Source organism: Streptomyces chrestomyceticus JCM 4735, from assembly GCF_003865135.1.
In the GTDB taxonomy this organism is placed as follows: domain Bacteria; phylum Actinomycetota; class Actinomycetes; order Streptomycetales; family Streptomycetaceae; genus Streptomyces; species Streptomyces chrestomyceticus.
On sequence record NZ_BHZC01000001.1, the window covers coordinates 9,150,643 to 9,175,016 of the forward strand.

Below are 24,374 nucleotides of genomic sequence, written 5' to 3' on the forward strand. Positions count from 1 at the left end.
GACCGCACCGACGCCCTCGGAGACGAGCGCGGCGCGACCGTATACACCCGCCGGTCGCTCACGCCGGCGGGCCGCACGGCCCGGCGCGGTGCCGCAGTGGCACCGCGCCAGGCCGGCCGGTTCCCGTCAGCCGCGCGCCGCCGACTGCTCCTCCAGGTATTGGGCGTACCGCTCCAGCCCGGCCCGGCCGTCCGGCACGAACGGCCACTCCGGGTCGGCCAGGCGCGCCGTCAACTCTTTCCAGGTCATCCACCAGCCCTCGGCGACCTCGCTCGCCTGGTGCACCACCGGGCCGTGCAGGTCCGGGTCGTACTCGGCCACGTAGACGCAGGCCAGGTAGTTGGCGTGGTCGTCGGCGAACCAGTAACGGAAGCAGGGGCGCACCGGGCAGCCGCGGACGCCGAGTTCCTCCGTCACCTCCCGCTCGGCGGTCTCGTCCGGGTCCTCCCCCGCAGCCACCACACCACCGGCCCAGGCGTCGTGCATGCCCGGGTAGACGTCCTTGGTGTCGGTACGGCGGTGCACGTACACCCGGCCCTCCGGGTCGCGCAGCAGCACCTGCGTCGCACAGTGCGGCAGGTTCTCGGCGCGCATCCTGCTCCGGGGAGCCGAGCCGACGACCCGTCCGCTCAGATCACCCTCGGCGTAAAGGGCCACGATTTCTTCCACCACTCGGTTCAGCTTCCTCTCAGACCGTGCCGGAACGGATGGCATGGGCAACGGCGTGTGTGCGGTTGCGCAGTCCCAGCCTGGCCAGCATCGTATGGATCACGTTCTTGATGGTGCGCTCGGAGTACCCGAGTTCCTTGGCGACCTCGCCGGTGCTCCAGCCGTCGGCGAGCATCCGCAGGATGTTCATCTCCCGCGTGTCGAAGCCGGCCGCGTTGAGCTGGTGCGGCTCCAGGATGTCGCGCTGTAGGTGGTGCAGCAGCGTGACCAGCGAATCCGCCACCCCGGTGCGCTGCCGGCGGTCGCAGACGGCGTCCGCGATCGCGCCCAGATCGCTCTGCGCGCGCGGCAGTACGTCCGTCAGACCGTGGGCCACGGCGCGCATCAACTGGTACTCCGACATGGAGTCCGTGACCATGATCAGTCGCTGCGCAGGCCGTTGCCAGGCGTCCCGCCGCTCCAGCCGGGCGAGCGCCTCGTCGGTCCCCTCGGGCGACACCAGGATCAGGACGACGTCCGCCTCCGTCAGCCGGTCGTCGCCGAGGACCGAGATCAGCGGCTTGCTCCGCAGGAAGGCGACCGTGCCGTCGAGGGTGATCGGGTCGTCCGCCAGCACGGCCACGCTCACCGGGTCCGCGCTCCGCTCCGTGTCGGCGGACCGGCCGCCCCGGTCGGCGGGGGGCCGCAGCGCCGCGAGGTGGGTCGCACCGGCGACCCGGGGGGACCGGCCGTCGGGCGGCGGAACCGCCATCGGGCGGGCCGGCCGGCGGGTGGGCGATTCCGGGTCTGGCCGGGCACCGCTGCGTGACGGTGCCGGCGAGCCCGATGGGAGCGTTTGTTGCATCTTGTCTTGCCTTCCGTACCTTGCACGGCCGCGCCGTGGGCGGGCCCTGGCGAGGGCCGTCCGGACGGTGCGGTGACACCCCGGACGGACTCCGTTCCTTGTCGAGCTGCTCATGGGCGGGACGTCGTGTCCCGGGAGGAATGCGACGCGGCGCACCGCGGCGTGGCGTACGCGGAGGCCGGTGGGCCCGCCGCATGGCGTACGCGGAGGCCGGTGGGCCGCCGCGTGAGCTCTCACGTCGGGGCTGCCCCGGCTGTTGTCTGCTGCATGGCTCGCCTTCCCCTCGTGCCGACTGCGGTCCGTGGAAGTTCCGTCAGGAGCCGGCCGGAGGAAGGCACTCCTCCGCTTGCTCACCCACGGTTTCTGCGCCGGTCATCGTGCGGCACGTTCCTTGCGACAGACTGGTCGGGATGTTGGCGGTTCCTTGGCGGCATCTTGAGGCGGGCACCGTGTCGCTGCCGGAATCCCTGCGCGTTCCTTGCTGTTCGCTTGTCATTCACTTGCCGGAGGCCCGTCGTCGATCTTGGAGGATGTCTTTATCTGTGCCAAGATCCGATTTGAGGCCGGCCGCGAGGTGCCGGCCCTCTTTGCAAGCGCCGCCCGGTGCGCGAACGATTGAGAACGAGATGCCCGAACCCCCCATAGCGAGTCCTTTACGGAGCGATGGTGCCGACGTTCCCCGGCTGAGCGTTCTGGGCACCATGTCCGTACGGCACGAGGGGCGCGACCGGCCGCTCGGCCCGCCGCGCCAGCGGGCACTTCTCGCGCTGCTGCTCGTCCGCCTGGGCCGGGTGGTGCCCACCGAACTCCTCGTCGAGGAGCTGTGGGGCCAGGAGCCGCCGCGCCACGCGGTCGCCACACTGCAGAGTTACGTCTCGCACCTGCGCCGCGCCCTCGATCCCGCGGCCGCCCCCGAGCGCGTACCGCTCCTGCGCCACCGCTCGCCGGGGTACGTACTGGAGCTGGACCCGCAGGAGATCGACGTCTTCCGCTTCGAGCACCTGGTCACCGACGGACGGCGCCTGCTCGAAGCCGGTGACCCGGGCGGCGCCCGCGACCGGCTCACCACCGCACTCGGCCTGTGGCACGGCTCGCCGTACGCGGAGTTCGACGCGCACCCCTCACTCAACGACGAGACGAACCGGCTGGAACAGCTCCGGCTCACCGCGGTGGAGTCCTGCGCGGAGGCCCAGTTGGCGCTGGGGGCGGCCGAGGAAGTGGCGGCGGGCCTCGAAGCCGAGGCCCGCCGCCACCCCGCGCGGGAGCGCCTGGTCGGCCATCTGATGACGGCGCTGTCGCGGCTGGGACGACAGGCGGAGGCGCTGGAGGTGTACGAACGGACCCGCCACCACCTCGCCGAGGACTTCGGGGTCGGCACCACGTCCGAACTCCGCCGGGTGCGGACGGCGATCCTCCGCCAGGACCCGGAGGCCCACGGCACCGGACTGGAGGGCCACCCGGACTGGGTGGGAAAGGCACCGCCGCCGCACGAGGCGGCGGGTGCGCTCGGCAGCCCGGAGTCGGGGAGTTCGCTCCGCAGCCCCGAAACGGCCAGTACGCTCCGCGGTCCCGGGGCGGAGCCCGCGCAGGCGGAGCTGCCGGCGTACCCGGCCGGACACACGGAGACCGAAGGACGCGGGCACGGCGCGACGGCCGACGGCCACACCGGCACACCCCAGGCGCCGGAACGGCGCGAGGAGCCCGTCGGCGGCACCCCCGCCCCGTGCCCGTTCACCGGACGCAGCCAGGAACTGCACCGCCTCACGACCACCGCGTCGAGCGCACTGGTCGGCCACGGCCCGGTGGCCGCCGTCCTCGGTCCGGCCGGCGTCGGCAAGACCCGGCTGCTCCTCGAACTCGCCGCGCGCCTAGAAGCGGACGGCGGCCCCGAAGTGGTGTGGGGACACTGCTTCCCCGGCGAGGGGGTCCCGCCCTACTGGCTGTGGACCCAGGTCCTGCGGCGGCTCGCCCTCACCCGCGCCGACGCGTTCTTCCGGGTCGCCCAGCCGTTCGGCGCCCTGCTCACCCCGCTCCTGCCCGAACGCCCGACGGGCGCCGACCCGGACCGGTCCGGCGCGGAATCCGACTGGGGCCAGGCACGTTTCCTCACCCACGACGCGGTGTCCGAGGTCCTGCTCACGCTGGCCCGGCAGCGCCCGTTCGTCCTGTTCCTGGAAGACCTGCAGTGGGCCGACACCGCCTCGCTGGAACTCCTCAGACTGCTGAGCACCCGCCGGCAGGGCCAGCCGCTCGGCATCGTGCTGACCGCCCGGGAGTTCGAGGCCGAGTCGGACGACGCGCTCCGCCGCACTCTGTCCGAAGTCCTGCGCGGACCGCGGACGGAGACCCTGCGCCTGGGCGGACTGTCCCGACGGGCCGTCGCCGCGCTCGTGGACGCCCAGGCCGGTCCCGGCGTGGACCCGGAGGTCGTGGAGGTGCTGCACCGGCGGAGCGAGGGCAACCCGTACTTCGTCATGCAACTGCTCTCGCTCCTCGGGGACGCGCGCAGCCTGCACCGGTCCGACGCGGTCGCCGTCCTCCTGGCCCGCGTACCGACCGGGGTGCGGGACGCGCTGCACCAGCGGTTCGACGCCCTGGCCGAGCCGGTGCTGCGCGTCCTGCGGGTGTGTGCCGTCATCGGCACCGAGGTCGACACCGACCTGCTCAGACGCTCCGTACCGGCCGACGAACCAGTGCCCGCCGCGCTGGAGACGGCGATCCGCGCCGGCCTGCTCGCCGAGGACCCGCACCACCCGGGCCGGCTGCACTTCGCCCACGCCCTGGTACGGGAGACCCTCATCGAGGAGCTTCCCTGCGAGGACCGGCAGCGGCTGCACGCCCGGGTCGCCGAGGCGCTGTGCGCGCGGGGACGGGCCGGGCGGGAGGAGATCGAACGGGTCGCCGACCACTCGTGGCAGGCCAAGGACGCCGTCCCCGTCGAACGCGCCCTCCCCAGACTGCTGCGCGCCGCCGAACAGGCCGAACAGCAATGGGCCTACGAGCAGGTGGAGATGTGGCTGCGCCGGGCACTGCACCTGGTGGGGATGCTCTGCCCCGACGACCCGTCGGCAGTACGTCTGGAGCAGCAACTGCGCATCCAGTTGGGCCAGGTACTGGCGACCACACGCGGCTACGGCCACCCGGAGGCCGAGTCGGAACTGACCCACGGCCGGGCGCTGAGCGCGGTCACCCACGCCCCGGAGGACCCCTCGGTCCTGTGGGCGCTGTGCGCGGCGTACCTGGTCACCGGCCGCTACGAGGAATCGCGGCAGTTCTCCGGCCTGCTACGGGAAATGCGCGAGACCACCGGTGCGCCGGTGGGCTGCCTGGGCGCGGCGTACGGCGAGGGAATCGTGCTGCACGTACGGGGCCGGCTGTCCGAGGCGCTGAGCGAGCTGGAGTACGCGGTCGCCATGGCGGACCGTTTCGCCAGAGAGGGCCACGCCCTGGCCCGCACCTTCCAGCACGACCCGCGCATCTCCTGCCGCTCCTACAACGCCTTCACCCACTGGCTGCTGGGCAACCGCCGCACCGCCGGAACACGCCGACGGGAGCTGCTGCGCCTGACCAAGTTCGAGAGCCGCCCCTCGGACCGCTGCTTCGCCCTGTACGTGGACGCGGTGGTGGCCGCCTGGGAAGGCGACGCGGCAACGGCCCGCTCCTCGGGCGCGGAGGGCGTACGGCTGGCAGACGAACACGGCCTGCTCTACTGGAAAGCACAACTGGGCGTACTGAAGGGCTGGGGCCTGACCCACTCGGGCCAGGAGAGCGACGGCCTCACCCTCATGCACACCTCCCTCACCGAACTACGCATCAGCAAAACGTACTTGCGCCACCCACTCCACCTGGGCCTACTCGGCCAGGCCCAACAACACGCCGGCCGCACGGAGGAAGCGGAAGCCACCTTCCGAGCCCTCCTGACCGCCGTGGAACACCGCAACGAACACGTCTACCTCCACTCCTCCCTGCCGGCCACCAGGCTCCTCCACACTCTGCTGGGGCGTACGGCGGCGGAGGCGGTCACGGGTGGGTGAGGGGTGGGCGAGCCGGACGCGCTGTACGGGATCAAGGCCGTCACCGCCCCCATGATGGGGTGATCGTCACTCCATCGTAGGAATTGTGGACCACTGGCGAGGGGTGGGGAGCGGGAACGGCGGTCTTCGGCCGGGCGGATCGGTTCACTGGAAGCTCCTGGGTGATCGGAAGATCGCACCGGAACGGGAGCAAGGGAGTACCGGAGATGCCGGAGCAGGAAAAGGGAACCGATTCCGCAGGTGCAGCGCCCCGAGGCACCGAGTCCGCGGGCACCGGGTCCGTCAGTACCGACGATCCCCCGGGGGCCGGTCCGTTCGGCCGGCATTCCACCGCCGGGCTGGAGAACGTGGCCCTGCTCGCCGTGGGCCTCGCGGATGTCGTGCTCGAACGGCTGCGTCACGCCGCGGAACAGGGGCAGCAGTTGCTGCGCCGTTCCGATCTGCGGGAGCTCTTCGCCGACGGGGTGAACGACCTGTGTGCCCGCGGCGAACTGGCGTCCCGGCGTGCCGCGCCGGACACCGAGAACTATCTGGAGGTGATGGCGAGCCGCGCGGTGAAGCGGGCCGGGGAGGCCGAGACGTCCGGGCCGGCCCATGCATGACGCGACGGGGTTCAAGCAGCGTATCGACGCGCACCTGTGCCGGCTGGCCGACGAGGAGGAAGCCGAGCTGCTGCGCCTGTCCGGCGAACTCGCCCCGCTCTGTGCCCAGTTGCGCAACGCGCTGACGAGCGGGAAGCGGCTGCGCGCCGCCTTCCTCTACTGGGGCTGGCGGGCTTCCGGGCAACCGGACTGCGACGGCGTGATCAGGGCCGCGGCCGCCATGGAGCTGGTGCACGCGGCCGCGTGCACCCACGACGACATCATCGACGACAGCCGGCTGCGCCACGGCCTGCCGACGGCGCATGTCGCCTTCGCCGCCGGCGGTGTCCGTACCTGGGGGGACGCGCACGAGCAGCCCGGCGGACACCGTCAGGGCCGTTCCGCCGCACTCGCCATGATGCTCGGCGACCTGCTCATGGGCTATGCCGGCAAGGTCTTCGCGACCTGCGGCCTCCCCGGCGCCTATGTGGCACGGACAGTACCCCTGTGGTCCACGCTGCTGCGGGAGACCGTCGCGGGGGAGTGCCTGGAAGTCCTGCGTACCGGCGACGGCCCGTCCGGTGTCGCCGAATCCTTGGAGATCGCCCGGTACAAGACGGCCAAGTACACCGTGGAGCGGCCGCTGCACATGGGCGCCACGCTCGGCGGCGCCTCCCGGGACGTACTCGCCGCTTTCACCGGATACGGGCTGCCGCTGGGCGAAGCGTTCCAGCTCCGCGACGACCTGCTGGGCACCTTCGGTGACCCGGGCCGGACGGGGAAGTCCCGCCTGGACGACCTGCGGGACAGGAAGCCCACCGCGCTGCTCGCACTGACCAGCTCGCTGCTCTCCCCGGGCGACGGGAAGCTGCTGGCCGAGACCTTGGCGGCCGGTCCGGGCCTGGACGAGGCCGGGGCGACGCTCGTACGGGAGCTGATGGAGCACTGCGGTGCGCGGCAGCGCGTCGAGGACATGATCGATGAACGGATCGCGTGGGCCCGTGCCGCGCTGGACTCCGTGGCGCTGCCGGCGGACGCGCGCTCGGTGCTCAGCGCCCTGGCGGCTTCGGCGGCCGACCGGTCCCTGTGAGGGCAACGAGAGAGATGAGGAAATCGTGACCGCTGAGAGCAATGGCATCTCCGGGACCGCCGGGACAGCCGGTACTGCTAAGACCACCGGGACCACCGGGACCACCCCGCGCTACACCGAAGCGACGCTGGATCAACTGCGTACCCAAGGCGACCCGCTCGCCGACGAGGTCGTGGCGACCATGTTCGAACAGGGAGAGGTGTCGGACTTCAACACCCTCATGCGCTTCTTCACCACCGCCGGACACAAACTGCCGGACGGCCTGCCGACGTCGGCGGCGTCCTACCTGGAAGCGACCGGCATGCCCCCGGCGTGGATCGACTGGGACATCATGGAACGGGCACGGCTGTTCTTCATGGACAACGCCGCGCACATCAACACCGGCCTGTCCTTCGCCGCCATGCCGACCACGTACGCCGTCCCGCGCGTGGCCAAGCTGCTGGCCTCCACGCACTCCATGGACTACCCGTCGCGCCGGATGGCGAACACCGGGCAGTTCGTCACGTACCTGATGCAGACCAACGCGTTCGAGGAGGGCAGCAAGTTCATCCCGGCCGCCCAGAAGGTGCGCCTGCTGCACGCCGCGGTGCGCCACCACCTGACCAGGTCCGGGCGCTGGGACAGCGAGCGGGACGGGATGCCGCTCTGCCAGGAAGACATGATCGGCGGGCAGATCTGCTTCTCGATCCTCGTCCTGGACGCGATGCACCGCCTCGGCATCCACATGAGCCAGGAGGGCGCGGAGGCGTACTACTACGCCTGGCGCGTCGTCGGCTCCATGCTGGGCTGCGACATGGCGGCGGCGCCGGACAACCTCACCGAAGCACGGGCCTACGCCGACCTCTACCTCCTGCGCAACCTTGGGCCTTCGGAGGAGGGTGTACGGCTGAACAACCAACTGGTGCGGATGTACGAGGACGTGGTCCCGGGCACCCTGTTCGACCCGATCGTCCCCGCCACGGTCCGCTTCCTCGTGGGCGACACCATCGCCGACTGGCTGCAGATCCCCCGCAGCCCGTGGGACACGGCGGCCAAGGCCGTGCCCGTGATCCTCGGCATGCTGGAGGCCGTAGAGGACAGCAGCCCGCTGGGGGAGTGGGCCCTGGACAAGGCGGGCAGCCTGGTCTCCGGCTTCGAACTCGCCTCGTTGACCCGCGGCCGGGTGATGCAGTACGCCATTCCCGAGGAGCTCAAGCCCGACTACGGTCTGCGGTCGCAGCAGGCACGTAACCAGCGCTGGGTGCCGCCCGCTCCGACCTCGGTGGGCGCGGAGTGAGAAGGGCGCGATGAGAATCCTTTGAAGCCCTGACCTGAAAGCGTTCCCGTCGCCCCGCCCGCCGACACACCCGAGGATCACAACCGGACGTCGGGGGCGGGGAGGCCCCCGGCGTGTCGCGGTGACGGTGGCCGTCCGGGGTGGCCGAGGAGTGTCGGTGAACCGCCCGGCAGGACGCGGGAACGGGCGGGACGGGCGCGTCCCGGTGCTGGCCGTGCGCGTTCTGCGGCCAGGGAGGGGGCGGGGGCCGACGGGTGCGGATACGGCTGGATCTGTGGGGTTTGAAGCTTTCGTTCTGGTGGGGCAAACACTTTCGCATTACCTTTAACTCTTCTTGTTGCGGTGACGATGTGCTCCCCCTCCGGTACCGACACCACAGGACGAACCATGGCGGATGAGTTACGGTTCAAAGTTCTCGGGCCTCTCTGTGCCTACCGGGACGGTGTCGAGGTGCCGGTAGGGCCACCCCAGCAACAGGCGGTTCTTGTGGCCCTGTTGCTGAGTGGCGGTAAGGCCGTGCCGATGAGCGGGCTGATCGAAGCCGTGTGGGGTTTTGAGCCACCGAAGCGGGCCGTGACGACGATCCGTACCTACGTCTGGCGGCTCCGCAAGCTCCTCGATCCGCAGGAGGCCGCGGACTCGTCCGTGCTGCAATCGGTCGGTGACGGCTACCGGCTGCCCACGGCGCCGTCCGCGGTGGACGCCGGAAGCTCCCAGTCCCTGACGAAGCGGGCCGTCGGGCAGCGCAGGGCGGGCCGTGCGCAGGAGGCCGGACGACTGCTGTCGGCGTCCCTGGACCTCTGGCGGGGCGAGCCGCTGAGCGGTGTGCCGGGACCGTTCGCCGCGCGGCAGCGGGCCCGGCTCGAAGAACTGCGGATCGCTACGTTGGAGGAGCACTACGACCTGGCGCTGGCGTCCGGACGGGACCGGCTCGTCGTACCGGAGCTGACCGAACTGGTGGGGGCCTACCCGCTGAACGAACGGTTCCGATGTTTGCTCATGCGAGCGTTGTACGGAGTGGGGCGGCAGACCGAGGCCTTGGACGTCTACCAGGACGTGCGCAAGCTCCTGCTGGAAGAGCAGGGGATCGATCCCGGTTCTGAACTCACGTCATTGCAGCAGCACATTCTCAGCGGCACTCCTCCTGCGGAGTTGCCGCACGGTGGCCCGGACGGGAAGCAGGACCGTCGGGCAGATCTCACGGTCCCGGTCGGGTCGAGGAGATTCCATGTCCCGCCGCCCGCTCAACTCCCCTCGTCCGATGCCGGGTTCGTCGGCAGGGAGGCAGAGGTGTCCCACCTGTGTGCGGCGCTGACGGACCCGGCGCGGACCGCACCCGCCGCCGTGGGCATCTCGGGGGTGGCGGGCGTCGGCAAGACCGCGCTGGCCCTGCACGCTGCCCACCAGGTGAAGTACGCTTTTCCGGACGGCCAGCTCTACGCCGATCTCCGCGGTGCCGCCAAGGTGCCCGCCGACCCGTCCGCCGTCCTGGCCGGATTCCTGCTGTCCATGGGAGTGCCTTCACAGGTCGTACCCGACGGCCGGGACGAGCGTCGCGACCTCTTCCGTTCGATGCTGGACGAGCGACGGGTCCTGCTGGTGCTGGACGACGCGCGGGACGCGGAGCAACTGCGGGACCTGATGCCGGGGAGCGCCCGGTGCGGCGTCATCGTCAGCGCGCGGTCGAGCCTGCCCGGCCTTCCCTTGTCGGCTCAGGTGTGTCTGGGGAGGCTCAGCCTTGACGAGGCGGTCGCGCTGTTGGAGAAGGCGCTGGGGCGTGGCCGGACAGCCACGGAGCCTGAGGATGTGCGGCGCCTGGCCGAGGCGTGCGATCGGCTGCCTCTCCCGCTGCGCGTCGCGGCCGGGCGGCTCGCCGCCCACCCCGAGTGGAGCGTCAAGGTACTGCTCACTTCGCTGACACAGGATCACGGCCGTATCGACGGCACCGGCACCGGCACCGCTGCGCTGGACGGGCCGGCCGGCCATGGCCACCGGCACCTGATGCCCGATCAGCTCGCACGGCTGGGCCGGCTGACGGCCACGGGCGTCCCGGACTTCACGGTGCGCAGCGCCGCGGCGGTGCTGATGGTGGACGAACCCACGGCGGAGCGCGTCCTGGAGGCCCTCAGGGCGGACTCGCTGCTGGGGTCGTCCGGGCCCGGACGGTACCGGGTACGGTACGTGGCCCGCTCCGTGGCCACCGCGCGGCTCGGCCGGCCCGGCCAGGCCGAGTCGGACCGTGCCCTCCGGGGGCTGCTGGAACACCTGCTGGCCACGGCGTGCAACGCGTTCGCCCTGGCCGCGCCCGGCGATCCGGTGCAGGACGCCTTTCGCCTGCGGGCCACCCTGGGGACGTCCTTTCCCGATTTCCGGCAGGCACGGGAGTGGGTCCGGAGCGAGGTTCCCACGATCTCCGGCGCGGCTCTGCAGGCGGCACGCCGCCCGGCGGGGGCGGAGGAGGATCTGCTGCCGCGCGCCGTGGATCTGCTGATCGCCGTGTCGCCGTTCGCCGGGGCCGTGGGGGACGAGCGGCTGCGGGCCGCGGTGCCTCCGCTGGTGCGCGCGGCCGCGAAGCGCAATGAGCCGCGAACGCTGGGGCGGGCCCAGTTCCTGTACGCGGTCACCGCGTACCAGACGGGGTGGCTGGCCGAGGCGCGGAAGTACGCGGGCCTGGCGATCAGCTCCGCCCGTCAGGGACAGGACCCGTTCATCGTGCGGCAGGCATTGCACGGACTCGGCATGCTGGCGCGCGCCCAGCGGCGTTTCGACGAGGCCGTGACGCACTACGAGAAAGCCGCGGCCATGGCCAAGCGGTGGGGTCACCTTTCCGGGGAGGCGACGTCCGCCATCAATGCGGCGCTGTGCCGGGCCCTGGCCGGATGGGCGGACGAGGTGCCGTCCGACCAGGACGAGACACCGGAACGATGGCACGCCGTGGAGAATGTTCCCTGGCACGCCTGTGGTTTGTGCTGAGCCGTAGCACGAGAACGGAAGGCGCCGACGCCGTACTGCTGAAGCAAGTATTCCGGCTCAGGTTTCCGGGCGGGAACTGGCCACCGCGGCCGACGCGAGAGCCAAACAGCCGATCATGATGAGTATTCCGGGAAGAGTGGCCCTTTCCGATCCGGCGACGGCGGTGGCCACGAGCGGGCTGAAGCTGGCAATCGTCGCGCCGAGCTGATAGGTCACGGCCAGTGCCGAATAGCGCTGCTGGACGGGGAACATCTCGACCAGGAAGGAGGCGAAGGCACCGTACACCGCGGCATGGCCGGCCCCCATCGCGAGGACGAAGGTCATGATGACCAGCCACGGTTCTCCCGAAGCCAGCCAGTAGGGCGCGGGAACCGCCACGAGTGCGCAGACGGTGTATCCGGACAGAATGACCGGGCGACGGCCCCACCGGTCGGACAGCGCCCCGAAAACCGGCAGCATCAGCGCTTCGGCCAACGCGCCGGCCGCGAGCCCCAGCAGCAATACCGAGCGGGCGGTGTGCTGTTGTCCGGCGGAGGCGGCGGTGAAGAGCTGGACCGTGAAGGTGCTGACGATCACGGCGAGACCGAGTGCGGCCAAGGCGCCGCGCACCACCTTTCCGGGGGTGTACCGCAGTACGTCCCGTACCGGCAGTGCCGACGCGGCCGTCGTCCTTTTCGCCCGTACGTACTCCGGGGACTCCGCCACCTTCCGCCGTACGACCACGCCCAGGATCACCAGGGCGATCGAGGCGAGGAACGGCAGGCGCCAGCCCCAGGCGTGGAGCTGTGGCTCCGGCATCCGGAGCACCAGCTCGATCACGGCGGTACTGCCCAGCAGCCCCAGCGGAAAACCGGCCGCGGGAAAGGCGGTCCACAGCCCTTTGCGTCCCGGCGGGGCGTACTCCGCGCTCATGAGTACGGCTCCGCCCCACTCCCCGCCGATGCCGATGCCTTGCAGAATCCGCAGCGTGACCAGTAACGCGGGCGCCAGGATTCCGGCCTGCTCGTACGTCGGCAGAACGCCGACCAGAAACGTGGCGAGGCCCATCACGAGAAGGGTGAGGGCCAGCATGTTCTTGCGGCCGACGCGGTCTCCGAAGTGGCCGATGATCACGCCGCCCAGCGGCCGGGCCACGAACCCGGCCGCGTAGGTCGCGAACGTGGCCAGCACGGTCGCCGTCGTGGAACTCCCGGGGAAGAACAACGGCCCGATGATCAGCACGGAGGCCGTCGAGTAGAGGTAGAAGTCGTACCATTCGATGGCGCTTCCGACGGCGCTCGCCAGGAGGACCTGCCGGGTCGTGGAGCCGCTTCCGCGGGCGACTGCGTACTTCGGCCCGGTGGTGGCCGGCGAAGCATTCAAGGGAACTCCTTCCGGGAACAATACGGCGTGCGGGTGCGGTCGCCGGCCGGAAAGCCGGAGCCCGGGGAAAACCCGGGGACGGCTGTCGAGGGCGCCTGTTCATTCGGATGACGGAGCTGTCGCGGCGCGTGCTACCGGTTTTACTCCGGTTTCCGGACGACTGTCCAGAGAGCCCCGGGCGCCCTTGCCGACGGCCGTCCGGCCGTGGCTTAATCCAGGAAATGTCCACGGGCCAGGGAGAGTTACGTGAACGCTGATCCGGAAACGCCTGACGTCTGGACCGTGGACGACGGTTCGGAAGTAATATGTCTGCGTCGTTGGAAAGGCACCTGGGACCCGGACGACCGGCATGCGAACTTCAAGTCGGACGTCGTCGCCTACGGACTGCTCGACCCGCTGGTGACGGTGCGCGGCATGTCCCGCAACCTGGACATCCCCGTCGGCGCCATCGTGCGCTACGTGCTCGCCAAATGGGCCACGGGAGGCAGCGGCGGCCTGCTGGAGATCGGACCGGTGATGGTGCCCCGGTTGTGGGAGCCGATCGCGGCGGCGGAGGAGAAGGACGACGACGAGGCACGCCTCCAGGCGTACCACCAACTGCGCCAGATGATCTCGTGGTTGAAGGTCCCGCTGGACGACCCCACGGTGTATCCGCCGCAACGCGACTGACAGCGGCGGCCCCGGAGGGGTCCGAGCGCCGTATCACCCCCGCGTTTTCAGGGCCGACGAAGGTTGGAGGGCTGAGTGGAACGGACCGGTCGATACGGTGGCACGACCGCGCTGCGCCAGGCCACGCGCCAGGCCACGCCGAGCGACTTGGGCGGTGCCGGCTGGGTGCCGCGCACCGCGGCGCATCACGAGGAAGTGGCGGCGGGAACGCTGTGGCACCGGTGCGGTTACCGGTCGGAGGTGGCCCCGCTGCGGGAGGTGGTGCTCGCCCGTCCGCCGGACAGCCTGGAGCGGGCCGGTGACGCGCCCGGCGGCCACCTGATGTCCGCCAGGGTGGACCTGGGGCGGATACGGGAGCAGGCGGACGCGGTGGCCGAGGCGTACCTCCGGCACGGTGTGACCGTCCACCTCGTCCGGCCGCCCGCGCACGCGGGGCCCAACCTGATCTTCATGCGGGACCTCTTTCTCGCGACACCGCAGGGCGTGGTGCTGGGCCGTCCCGCCTCCGCGCAGCGGGCGGGCGAGGAGCGCTTCGCGGCCGTCGCCCTGGCCGCCCTCGGCGTCCCCCTGCTGAGAACCCCGGCCGGCACCGCCACCTTCGAGGGCGCGGACGCCCTGTGGCTGGGGGCGGACACGGTCGTGGTGGGCTGCGGCTTCCGCACCAACCCGGAGGGCGCGGCGGTCGTCGGTGACGAACTGGCACGCCAGGGCGTGCGGACCGTCGTCGTACCGCTCGGCCCCGGGGTGCAGCACCTCCTCGGTTCGCTGGTCTTCGTCGACCACCGGCGCGTACTGCTGCACGCGGCGGCGGCCACCACCGAACTGCGCGCCCTTCTGCACCAGCACGGATACGAGGTGATCGAACTGCCGGCGGAGGACGAGGTGGTGCGCAGGCGGGCGATGAACCTGGTCACGCTCGCGCCGGGGGTCGTGCTGATGCCCGCGGGCTGTCCGGACACCCGGCGGCGTCTGGAGGCGGCCGGCCTGCACGTGGACACCGTTGACGTGGGGGAGTACGTGAAGGCCGCGGGGGCGCTCGGCTGTCTCACCGGCATCCTGCTGCGGGACGACGCCGGCGCGCCGGCCGGGAGGAAGCCGTGAACCGGAACGCGGTGTCGGTGGCCGTCATCGGCGGCGGGGCCAGCGGAACCCTGGCCTGCGCCCACCTGCTGGAGGCGAGCGCGGCGTCGCGCCGCCCGGTACGGATCTCGCTGATCGAGCCGTCCGACGAGCTGGGCCGCGGCACGGCCTACGCGTCGCCCGACCCCCGGCACCTGATGAACACGCCGATGGAGCGCTCCGGCGCCTGGGCCCATGACCCCGGACACCTCGCCGCCTGGCTGCGGCGCCGGGACCCGGACACGCCCTCCGGCCACTACCCGCCTCGCGGTACGTACGGCGCCTACCTGGCCGACACGCTGCGCGAGACCCGGGAGCGCACGGCGGAGACCGGGGAGCTGTGGCATGTGCGCCGCCGCGCGCGCCGGGTGCTTCCCGGCCTTCCGCGGCCGGTGGTGGCATTGTCCGACGGCCGGTGTGTGGCGGCGGACCGTGTCGTGTTCGCCATGGGGAACGCGGCCACCTGGCGCGACCCGTTCCCTTCGGCGCAGGCCGGAGCGCGGTACGTACGCTCTCCCTGGCACAGTGGCCTCCCGGCGGTGGCGGACCATTCCTCGGTGCTGCTGCTGGGGAACGGACTGACCGCTGTGGACATCGGGCTCAGCCTGCTCGGCGGCTCGGGCGTACGCGTCGACGCCGTGTCCCGGCACGGGCTGCTGCCCCGGCCGCACGGCGCCGGATGCTCGCACGGCGGGCATCCGAACGTCGCGGGCACCCTGCTGGCGGACGACCGGCTCACCTTGGGGCGGCTCGTGAGCACGGTCCGCTCCGAGATGCGGCGGAGCCCGGAATGCTGGCGGGAGATCATCGACGCGCTGCGGCCCTGCGCCGGCGAGTTGTGGGGCCGGCTCGACGCCGACGACCAGCGGGACTTCCTGGGACGCTTCGGTACGTACTGGGACGTGCACCGCCACCGGCTGCCGCCCGCCACCGCCCACCGGCTCGGCCGCGCGCTGGGCTCGGGACGCCTGAAGGCCCGTAAGGGGCGGGCGGCCTATCTGCGCGCATGCCCGCGCGGGGTCATCGCCGGGCTCGACGTCGGTGCCGGGCCGGTGCCCGTGCGCTACGACTGGGTGATCAACTGCACCGGCTTCGGGCGGGACATCACCGGTTCGGCCGACCCGCTGCTGTCCTGGCTGCTGCGGGACGGGCTGGCCGTACCCGACTCCCTGCGGCTGGGCATGGCCACGGACCGCCGCGGACGGCTGCTGGACCACGCGGGGCGGCCCGATCCGGCCCTGCTGGCCATCGGGCCGCTGCGGCGGGGCTCGCAGTGGGAGACCACCGCCATACCGGAGATCCGCGCGCAGGCCGCTCAGCTCGCGGACGACATCCTCGGCTCACCGGTCTCCGGGCCGGCGGAACTCCTTCACCAAGGGGGACCGGTCTCGTCGTTCTGACGGGAGGACACGGTCCGGCCGCGCAGCTCGTCGGGGTCGGCGGCCAGGTCGTACTGTTCGACCCGGTCGCCGCCGATCTGCCAGATGACCTTCTGGCGGCTCTCGCCCTCGCACAGCCGGACCGACGCCAGGGGCAGCAGACCGGGGAAGCGCCCGTCCGACCGCCGCTCCTCCGGGTGGTACGTCTCGGAGTAGGCCGGCCGGGCCGCAGGCGTCCGCTCACCGAAGAACTCGGTGAGCGAGCGGCCGTCGGGACCGTCCTTGTACGGGTCCAGCCCCAGCAGCTCCAGGACGGTGGGGGCGATGTCCACCAGCCGGACCTGTTCGGTGATCTCACGGCCCCGGGGTACGCCAGGTCCGCCGACGATGAGCGGAACGTGCTGCGTCGTGTCGAACAGCAGGCACCCGTGCCCCTCCTCGTAAGGGTGACCGAGATCGCCGGAGTGGTCGTTGGGATACCAGCCGGCCAGGTCCTCCCCGTGGTCGGAGAAACACACGACCAGCAGGTCGTCGAGCGGGTGCCCGGCCTCCTCCAGCCTGCGGAAAAGCAGTTGGAGGTAGTGGTCGCTGTACGCCACCTCGCCCTCGTAGGGGTTGGCGGCATCGGGGCAGAAGTCCTCCGGGGGCTCGTACGGCCAGTGGGCGTCGAAGAAGTGCGCGAACAGAAAGAAGGGGCCCTCCTGGCGTGCCGCCCAGGCCGCCGCGCGGTCCGCCACCAACGGCGCGCGCTTGAGCGCCAGGCCGCGCAGCTTGACGTCGTTGACGGTGAGGGGGTCGCTGCCGTCGGGCAGCCGGGGGATCTCGTCGTCGTAGTGGTCGAAGCCGCGGTCCATGCCGTACCACCGGTTGAGCCCCGGGCAGGACACCACCGCGCCGGTGGCGTACCCCGCCGCTCGCAGACGTTCCGCCAACGTCGTGGTGTCCGGCCGCAGTTGCTCGCGCAGTAGATGACGGATGCCGTGCCGGGCCGGCTGCAGGCCGGTGAACACACTGGCATGGCTGATCGGGGTCAAGGGGGCGGACGAGATGGCCTGCCGGAAGGTCGTACCCCGTCGGCGCAGTGCTTCGATCCCGGGCATCTTCCCGGAGTAGGCCACGTCCGCCCGAACGGTGTCGAGGGAGATGAGCACGAGACTCGTCACGGTCGGCATCCTTCCGCTTACACGTAGATCCGCTGTTGATCGGCTATTGACTGAACGTGCCTAGACTGGTGGACGACCTTGGAGGAGTACTTCTGAGGAGGTCGCTGTTGCAAGACCTCGGCAATGTGCGTGAACCCGGACCGGCCGAAGAATCCCTGCACCTGGTGTCCTTGAAGGAACTGCGCAGCTCGACCGATTCCCCCCGCTCCGGCGGACTCAACCGTGAGCACGTGGAACTGCTGCTCGCCTCCGGAGCGAGCCTTCCTCCCATTCTCGTACACCGTCCCACCATGCGGGTGCTGGACGGAATGCACCGGCTCCAAGTGGCGGTCCAGCGCGGCGACCGGACCATCCGCTGCATGTTCTTCGACGGCTCCGAGGCGGATGCCTTTGTCCTGGCGGTGGAGAGCAATGTGCGGCACGGACTGCCGCTTTCCCTGGAGGAACGCACTGCCGCGGCGACACGCATAGTACGGTCCCACCCCCATCTTTCCGACCGGTCCGTGGCCCGGGTGAGCGGTCTGTCCCCCAAGACCGTGGCGGCCGTCCGGCGGCGTTCGAGTGAGGAAATTCCCCACTCGAACACGCGCGTGGGCAATGACGGCCGGACCCGGCCACTGGACATGGCGGAGTTACGGAAGTCGGCGGCCCGGGTGATGAGGGACCACCCTGGCATGCCGCTGCGAGAAGTGGCCACCACCGTCGGGATTTCCCTGGGGACGGCACACGATGTGCGTGAACGGCTGCGTTCGGGCCGGGATCCGGTGCCGGTGCGCTATCGTGAAGTCTCCGCTCCGGCGAGCAAGCGCAAGAACGCGGCCGGGCGCCCCACGCCGCAGTCGGGAGACCGGAAGCCGGCGGGGAAGACCACCGGCGGGCAGCCCGTACCGGATATCTCGGAGCTGCACCGCACCCTCAAGAAAGACCCTTCGATCCGTTTCACCGAAATGGGTCGGACGCTCTTACGGCTGTTCGACGCGCAAGAGCTGCTCATGGAGGCAGGTGGCCACCTCGTGGACGGTGTTCCGCCGCACTGGGCGGAAATGGTGGCCGAACTCGCCGACGGCTGTGCGGATTCATGGCGTGAATTCGCCGACCAGGTGCGCCGGATCGTGGTGCCGGACGACCGGCAGGCCAGCGGATAAGGACACATCACCTGGCAACTAGGGAGGACTCATGGCACAGAAATCGCTGGCGCTGGAGTTGTACTCGAATGCCGACGAGGCTGTCGACCAGCGCTATATGCGGCAGATGCGCGAGCAGGACGACGAGCCCGTGCCCACGGATCCCTCCCTCCCCAGCTTCACCCTGGTCGTCGGCCCGTCACCGTTCAGCATGCCGCGCGGCTGGGAATTCTTCCTGACCTCTCCGTACGAGGGCGCCTCCTACATCTCGACCGTGCTTCACAACGCCGGCTTCCCGGTCCGGATCGTCGACGTGCGGTACGCGCTGAACCCGCTCAAGACCGCATTCGACCAGATCGTCGGCCAGACCGACGTCCTGGGCGTGTGCACCTTCGAGGACAATTTCCCGTTCTGCCGGGAACTGATGCAGATGGTGCGCGACGCGGAACCGGACGTCCCCATCATCTGCGGCGGATCGCTGGTCACCTCGGTGCCCCATGTGTTCATGGAGAGCACGGCGTGCGACGTCGCCGTGATCAGCGAGGGCGAGATCACGATCCTCGAACTCATGGAGAGCTTCGCCGCCGGCAAGTGGGAGCAGGACCTGCCCAACGTCCGGGGCATCTGCTACCGCACCCCCGAGGGGGAGCCCAAGCGTACCCGGGCCCGCGGCCAGATGATGGACCTGGACTCGCTGCCCAGGATGCGGCTCGACCTGTGGCCCCAGTACCACAGCCCCATGGGGATGCAGCCGCAGATCATCTCCTCGTACAGCCGCGGCTGCAAGATGGACTGCTCCTTCTGCTACCGCACGACGCCCCAGGTCAGGGCCAAGTCCCAGGAGAAGATGGACCGGGACATGGCCTGGCTGAAGGAGCAGTACGGTGTCGACTTCTGCTTCTTCGTCGACCTCACCTTCAGCTCCCACCGCCGGCAGACGATAGAGATCTGCGACGCCATCAAGGACCACGACATCCGCTGGACGTGCCTGACCCGGTGCGCCGACATGGACACCCCGCGCGTCACCGCCATGCGGGACTCCGGCTGCGACATCATCCTCTACGGAGTGGAGTCGCTGGGCACGGAAGTGCTCCGGGAGGCCCGCAAGGGCAGCAGCGAGAACCTGACCGTACGGGCGATGCGGACCACCTTCGAGAACGATGTGCGGTTCGGCTCCCTGCTCATCGTCGGCCTGCCGAACGAGAGCAACGAGTCCCTCAACCACATGGTCCAGTTCGCCGAGACGTACAACCATGTGACCCGTGTCAAGTACCTGTCGGCCATGCCGGGCACCACGGTCTACAAACAGGCCATCGCCTCCGGGCTGATCCGCTCCGAGATCGACCACCTCAACTGGCTGTCGATCGAACAGGCCCTGCACGAGGACGAGTTCCTCAACATCAGCGGCCTGTCCGAAGGTGCCTGCCGCGATGCCTACCAGCGCATCTACGACGCCTACCAGCCCGGCCCGGTCATGGACTTCAAGCACTACCCGGAGAACTTCTGGTACTTCCACCCGCAGCCGCACGACGGCCTGGAACGCTCGACGTCCTACGCCGGAACCGGCTGGCGCGAGAAGTGGAGCTCGGCGGCCGGCGCGCTCGCCCCCGGCTCCGGCCGCTTCACCCTCGACCAGTGCGCCTCCCCGGAGGTCGCCGCGCTCGGCAGCCGCCTCGTGCCGAGCGGGGCCGAGATGATGCGCCGCGCCGCGGCCCTCGGTGGCGCATGAACGCGACACCGGGGCCGGAGAGCCCGATCTTCATCATCGGCACCGAACGGTCCGGGTCGAACCTGCTGCGCCTGATCCTGGACGCGCATCCACGGATCTGCGTCCCGCATCCGCCGCATTTCATGCGCTACCTCGCGACGCCCGCCGGCTCCTACGGCGACCTGAGCGTCGAGGCCAACCGCCGGAAGGCCGCCGAGGACGCCGTAGGGCTGCTGCGACGGCACATCCACCCCTGGCAGCACACGATCGACCCGCAGCGCGTGGTGGAGGAGGCGGCCCCCACCCTGTTCGGAGTGGTGGCCGCCGTGTACGACCAGTACCGGCAGGCCGAGGGCGCCGCGCGCTGGGGGTGCAAGAGCACCTTCATGGTCGACCACGTGGACGAGGCGCTGGCCCACTTCCCCGAGGCACGCTTCATATGGCTGGTCAGAGACCCCTGCGACGTCGGTTCCTCGGCCAAGCGGTCCATCTTCGGCTACAGCCATCCCTACCGCATGGCCCACCTGTGGCGGCGGCAGCAGGAGCAGGCCCGGGCCGCGCTGTCCAAGTGGGGGCCGGACTCGGTCCATCTGCTGCGCTACGAGGACCTGGTCTCGCGCCCGAGGGAGGAGATCGAGCGGCTCTGCTCCTTCCTCGCCGAGGAACCCCACCCGGCCATGCTGGAACACCACCGGTCGCCGGCCGCCCGTCACACGGCAGGGTGGGCCGAAGCCTGGCGGAACGCCGGGACACCGGTCACCACCGACCGGATCGGCGCCCACCGGTCCGGCCTGACCCCGGGCGAGCGCCTGCTGGTGGACAAGGTGACGGGGCCGCTGAAGAGCGGCCTCGGCTACCCGGTCCATCCCGACGCGCACGCCTGCCCCACCCCCTCCCCGGTGGAGCTGGCCGTGCGGTCGGCGGCGCTGCGGCTGCGGGTGGAGTTCCGGTCGCTGAAGCAGGACCGGAACTACGCCCTGCGGCTCGGCAGGGACGTCTACGTGCGGTGGCTGCGGGTCAGGGCGCACGCCCGGGTCCACCTCCGGCGCGGGCACGCCATGACCGCACCGGTCGCCGCCCGGCGCAGCGCCGCCTGACACCCACCCGGCCGGCCCCGAGCGCGGGCGGCTGTGACGGAACCGGAGCACACGAGAGGGAGGTCCTTCCTTGCCGATCACGCGGGATGACGTGACCGAGCACTTCAGAATGCGTGCCGCCACTTACGACCGGTCCAGTTCCTGGTGCACCGACCAGGGACTCGGCGAGATCGTCCTCGACCTGGGCGCCCCGGCACCCGACGCCCGGGTCCTGGACGTCGCCTGCGGTACCGGCCTGGTCTCCCGCCTCTTCGCCGGGCGGGTGGCCGAGGTGGTCGGCCTGGACCTTACGGCGGAGATGGCGGAGCAGGCCGCGCCGTTCCTGGACCGGCTGGTGGTGGCACCGGCCGAGAAACTGCCCTTCGACGACGGCGAGTTCGACCTCGTGGTGTGCCGGCAGGGCATGCAGTTCATGGACCTGCCCGACGCCGTCGAGGAGATGGTGCGGGTCGTACGCCCCGGCGGCCGGGTGGTCCTGGTGAACCTGTGCGCGTACGGGCCGCACGACCGCGACACGTACTTCGAGATCCTCCGGCTGCGCAATCCCGTACGCCGCCACTTCTTCCTCCCGGAGGAGCCGGCGGAACTCCTCCGCGCGGCGGGCTGCGATCCGGTGCACACCCGCCGCCACATCTCCGCCGAGGACGTGGACGTCTGGTCCGACAACGGCGCCATCGGCCAGGAGCGGCGCGAGGCGATCCGGGCCGCCTACCGGGACGCCACCGAGGAATTCAGGTCCCTGCACGCCGTCCGGGAGGCGGCCGGCCGGATCGTCGACCACATGCTGTTCGTCGTGGCGGCGGGGACCAAGCCGGCCGCATCGGGCGGCGGAGCCGGTGAGGAGCCCCATGCCACAGCCAAGTGAGAGCCTGGCGGCCGAACTGCGCGCGGTGTTCGCCGCGGAGGCCACCACCGCGCTGCGCTACGCGTACTTCGCGCAGATAGCCGAGACCGAAGGCCACACCCAGATCGCGGAGCTGTTCACCGACCTGGCCGACAGCATCACCTGTGCCGCGCACGGCCACCTCGACGTACTGCGCGACGCCACCCCCGCCACGGGCTTCCGGGACGTGGGGGACACACCGCTGAACCTGGCCTCGTCCGTGACGGCCGCCCTGGAGCAGTCCGGTGAGACCTACCCGAGGCTGACCGCCGCCGCACTCGACGAGGGCGGCGCGGACCTGGCGAGCTGGCTCACCACGCTCATGGCGCTGAAGAAGAAGCACACGGCCCGGCTCGACGCCGCACTGCAGGAGATGGCCCGTCACTCGGACGAACCCGCCGGTGACCCCGCACTCACGGGAGTCCGCAATGACGGATGATCTGCGGGCGGCCGCGGCCGCCACCTACGACGCATCGGCGATCATGGTCTTCTCCGGGCTCGAAGCGGTACGCCGCAACCCGTCGATGTACATCGGCTCCACCGGCCCCGACGGCCTGCACCACCTGGTCTTCGAACTGCTCGACAACGCCGTCGACGAACACGAGGCGGGCCACGCCCACGAGCTGACGGTCACCCTGCACACGGACGGCTCCTGCACGGTGGAGGACGACGGACGCGGCATCCCGGTCGACGTCCACCAGGACACCGGCCGCCCGGCCTGCGAGGTCGTCCTCACCACCCTCCACGCGGGCGGCAAGTTCGGCGGCTCGGCCTACAGCCGTTCCGCCGGGCTGCACGGCGTCGGCGTCTCCTGCGTCAACGCCCTGGCCGAGTGGCTCCGGGTGGACATCCGGCGGGACGGGGTCCACCACTACCAGGAGTACTCCTGCGGCGAACCGCTGATGGAGCTGACGACGGCCGGGGCGGCGGACGGCAGCGGCACCCGCGTCACGTTCCGGCCGGACGCGCAGATCTTCGACACCCGCGCCTTCTCCGTACGGACCCTGACCGAACGGTTGCAGGAGATCGCCTTCCTGCACCCCGGACTCACGGTCGGGCTGACGGACCGGAACACCGGCACCCGGGCCCGTTTCTCGTTCGCGGAGGGGTACGCGGCTTCCTCGCCCACCTCAACCGGGGTGCCTCGGTGGTCCACCCCGAGCCGATCGTGGTCGACGCCACCGGGGACCACAGCACCCTGGAACTGGCCTTCCAGTGGACGGAGGGGTACACGGAGGAGATCCGCAGCTTCGTCAACGGCGTCCGCACCGACCAGGGCGGCGCCCACGTCGACGCGGTCCGCTCGGCGCTGGCCCAGGCCATCAACCGGTACGCCACCGCGCGCGGCATGCTGGACGCGCACCTCGGGGAGCGCATCACCACCGTCGACGTCCTCGAAGGGCTCACCGCCGTCGTCTCCCTGCGCATGGACGACCCGCGCTTCGACGGGCAGACCAAGAAGCGGCTGCAGAACCCCGAGGTGGGCCAGATCGTCCAGGAGGCCGTCGACAGCGAGTTCAGCCGTCGGATGGAGAAGGACGAGGAGCTGGGGCGGCGGATCGTGGCCCGGGTCCTGGACGCCACCCGCGCCCGGCTCGCCGCGCGGCTGGCCGGCCGTACCGCCCGTGTGCAGCGCCGCGACCTCGCCATCGACTACACCGTCTACCAGCGGCAGTTCGGTATCCGCTCCCGCAACTGGCACGACTCCTGCGCCTGGCTGACCGACGGCGACCTGCTCGCCCGGCACGCCGCACTGTGCGAGGTGCCCGCCGACGCCCGGATGCTCGACGTGTGCTGCGGCAGCGGTGTGGTGGGCGCCTCCTTCAAGGACCGGGTCGGGGAGACGGTCGGACTGGACATCACCCCCGAGATGGTCGCCCTGGCCTCCACCCGGCTCGACCGCGTGGACCAGGGCACGGTCTACGACCTGCCCTATCCGGACGACTCCTTCGACCTGGTCGTCACCCGGGAGGTGCTGCACCTGCTCCCGCAGCCCGAGCGCCCGGTGTCGGAGATCTTCCGGGTGCTGCGGCCCGGCGGGCAGTTCATCGTGGGGCAGATCGTCCCGTACGCGGACGAGGACGCCTTCTGGATGTACCGCGTCTTCAAGAAGAAACAGCCGCTGCTGCACCAGATGTTCCGCGAGCAGGATTTCCGTTCCCTGCTCCTCGGCGCCGGATTCCAGGACGTCCGGATGACCGAATACCTGCTGTGGGAGTCCATCGACCAGTGGATCGACACGCACGAGACCACCCCGGCGCACCGGCGGGAGATCCAGCGGCTGTTCTACGAAGCGCCGCGTGAAGTGCGGGAAGTCCACCCGTTCGAGGTGCTGGCCGACGGTTCCATCAACGACCAGTGGCGCTGGTGTGTCTATTCGCTGCGGAAACCGCGGTGATGGCC

General features: G+C 70.9%; 19 protein-coding genes and 1 pseudogene. 15 read left to right on the top strand and 5 right to left on the bottom strand.

The window, feature by feature from the left end; all coding sequences use genetic code 11:
- Positions 1 to 126: 126 nt before the first annotated feature.
- On the bottom strand, positions 127 to 672 hold the full coding sequence (locus EJG53_RS39545) for an NUDIX hydrolase (RefSeq protein ID WP_244955541.1): 546 nt from the start codon (positions 670 to 672) through the stop codon (positions 127 to 129).
- Positions 673 to 688: 16 nt separating this feature from the next.
- Complete coding sequence (locus EJG53_RS39550) at positions 689 to 1,420, bottom strand: helix-turn-helix transcriptional regulator (protein ID WP_167515248.1); 732 nt, start codon at positions 1,418 to 1,420, stop codon at positions 689 to 691.
- 794 nt (positions 1,421 to 2,214) lie between these two features.
- On the opposite strand from EJG53_RS39550, the gene EJG53_RS39555 reads away from it, so the two are divergent.
- The 5 genes from EJG53_RS39555 to EJG53_RS39575 all read left to right on the top strand — a co-directional run bounded on the left by EJG53_RS39555 (position 2,215) and on the right by EJG53_RS39575 (position 11,467).
- Positions 2,215 to 5,547, top strand: a complete 3,333-nt coding sequence (locus EJG53_RS39555; RefSeq protein ID WP_125048925.1) for an AfsR/SARP family transcriptional regulator — start codon at positions 2,215 to 2,217, stop codon at positions 5,545 to 5,547.
- A 206-nt stretch (positions 5,548 to 5,753) separates the two neighbouring features.
- Positions 5,754 to 6,149, top strand: a complete 396-nt coding sequence (locus tag EJG53_RS39560; protein ID WP_125048926.1) for a hypothetical protein — start codon at positions 5,754 to 5,756, stop codon at positions 6,147 to 6,149.
- Entirely contained in the window at positions 6,142 to 7,218 is a 1,077-nt protein-coding gene (locus EJG53_RS39565) for a polyprenyl synthetase family protein (protein WP_125048927.1), read from the top strand. Before EJG53_RS39560 ends, EJG53_RS39565 begins: the two co-directional genes overlap by 8 nt.
- A gap of 127 nt (positions 7,219 to 7,345) precedes the next feature.
- Entirely contained in the window at positions 7,346 to 8,494 is a 1,149-nt protein-coding gene (locus tag EJG53_RS39570) for an oxygenase MpaB family protein (protein WP_244955733.1), read from the top strand.
- Between the two features lie 387 nt (positions 8,495 to 8,881).
- Positions 8,882 to 11,467 (top strand): AfsR/SARP family transcriptional regulator, encoded by a 2,586-nt coding sequence (locus EJG53_RS39575; protein WP_280526803.1) that lies wholly within the window; start codon positions 8,882 to 8,884, stop codon positions 11,465 to 11,467.
- A gap of 57 nt (positions 11,468 to 11,524) precedes the next feature.
- Here the strand turns inward: EJG53_RS39575 and EJG53_RS39580 are convergent, their stop codons facing one another.
- The gene (locus tag EJG53_RS39580) at positions 11,525 to 12,829 is read right to left on the bottom strand and encodes an MFS transporter (RefSeq protein ID WP_167515250.1); all 1,305 of its coding nucleotides are present in this window, start codon (positions 12,827 to 12,829) and stop codon (positions 11,525 to 11,527) included.
- A gap of 246 nt (positions 12,830 to 13,075) precedes the next feature.
- Between EJG53_RS39580 and EJG53_RS39585 the strand changes: the two genes are divergently transcribed.
- The 3 genes from EJG53_RS39585 (at position 13,076) to EJG53_RS39595 (ending at position 16,017) form a co-directional block, all read left to right on the top strand.
- The gene (locus tag EJG53_RS39585; RefSeq protein ID WP_050510616.1) at positions 13,076 to 13,498 is read left to right on the top strand and encodes a DUF6027 family protein; all 423 of its coding nucleotides are present in this window, start codon (positions 13,076 to 13,078) and stop codon (positions 13,496 to 13,498) included.
- Positions 13,499 to 13,573: 75 nt separating this feature from the next.
- A complete protein-coding gene (locus EJG53_RS39590) occupies positions 13,574 to 14,599 on the top strand; it encodes a dimethylarginine dimethylaminohydrolase family protein (protein WP_244955543.1) in 1,026 nt (341 codons plus the stop codon).
- On the top strand, positions 14,596 to 16,017 hold the full coding sequence (locus EJG53_RS39595; protein WP_167515251.1) for an FAD/NAD(P)-binding protein: 1,422 nt from the start codon (positions 14,596 to 14,598) through the stop codon (positions 16,015 to 16,017). Before EJG53_RS39590 ends, EJG53_RS39595 begins: the two co-directional genes overlap by 4 nt.
- Here EJG53_RS39595 and EJG53_RS39600 read toward each other — a convergent pair.
- A complete protein-coding gene (locus EJG53_RS39600; protein WP_125048931.1) occupies positions 15,987 to 17,168 on the bottom strand; it encodes a sulfatase in 1,182 nt (393 codons plus the stop codon). The two genes, EJG53_RS39595 and EJG53_RS39600, sit on opposite strands and share 31 nt — an antisense overlap.
- A 98-nt stretch (positions 17,169 to 17,266) precedes the next feature.
- Here EJG53_RS39600 and EJG53_RS39605 point away from each other — a divergent pair, with 98 nt between their 5' ends.
- From EJG53_RS39605 to EJG53_RS43145, 6 genes and pseudogenes are all read left to right on the top strand, one after another.
- On the top strand, positions 17,267 to 18,304 hold the full coding sequence (locus EJG53_RS39605; RefSeq protein WP_241268882.1) for a ParB/RepB/Spo0J family partition protein: 1,038 nt from the start codon (positions 17,267 to 17,269) through the stop codon (positions 18,302 to 18,304).
- Positions 18,305 to 18,335: 31 nt separating this feature from the next.
- On the top strand, positions 18,336 to 20,012 hold the full coding sequence (locus EJG53_RS39610) for a B12-binding domain-containing radical SAM protein (RefSeq protein ID WP_031006590.1): 1,677 nt from the start codon (positions 18,336 to 18,338) through the stop codon (positions 20,010 to 20,012).
- Positions 20,009 to 21,088: a sulfotransferase family protein gene (locus EJG53_RS39615; RefSeq protein ID WP_125048932.1), complete on the top strand. Its 1,080-nt coding sequence runs from the start codon at positions 20,009 to 20,011 to the stop codon at positions 21,086 to 21,088. The genes EJG53_RS39610 and EJG53_RS39615 overlap by 4 nt, the downstream gene beginning before the upstream one ends.
- A 109-nt stretch (positions 21,089 to 21,197) precedes the next feature.
- Positions 21,198 to 21,953, top strand: a complete 756-nt coding sequence (locus EJG53_RS39620) for a class I SAM-dependent methyltransferase (protein WP_125048933.1) — start codon at positions 21,198 to 21,200, stop codon at positions 21,951 to 21,953.
- A complete protein-coding gene (locus EJG53_RS39625) occupies positions 21,937 to 22,410 on the top strand; it encodes a ferritin family protein (protein ID WP_125048934.1) in 474 nt (157 codons plus the stop codon). Before EJG53_RS39620 ends, EJG53_RS39625 begins: the two co-directional genes overlap by 17 nt.
- A gap of 85 nt (positions 22,411 to 22,495) precedes the next feature.
- A pseudogene (locus tag EJG53_RS43145) lies at positions 22,496 to 22,879 on the top strand (ATP-binding protein); the annotation flags it as partial.
- Here the strand turns inward: EJG53_RS43145 and EJG53_RS43150 are convergent.
- Positions 22,843 to 23,100: a hypothetical protein gene (locus EJG53_RS43150; RefSeq protein WP_244955544.1), complete on the bottom strand. Its 258-nt coding sequence runs from the start codon at positions 23,098 to 23,100 to the stop codon at positions 22,843 to 22,845. The pseudogene EJG53_RS43145 and the gene EJG53_RS43150 overlap by 37 nt on opposite strands.
- Positions 23,101 to 23,118: 18 nt before the next feature.
- On the opposite strand from EJG53_RS43150, the gene EJG53_RS43155 reads away from it, so the two are divergent.
- Entirely contained in the window at positions 23,119 to 24,369 is a 1,251-nt protein-coding gene (locus tag EJG53_RS43155; protein ID WP_244955545.1) for a methyltransferase domain-containing protein, read from the top strand.
- The last annotated feature ends 5 nt before the right edge of the window (positions 24,370 to 24,374 follow it).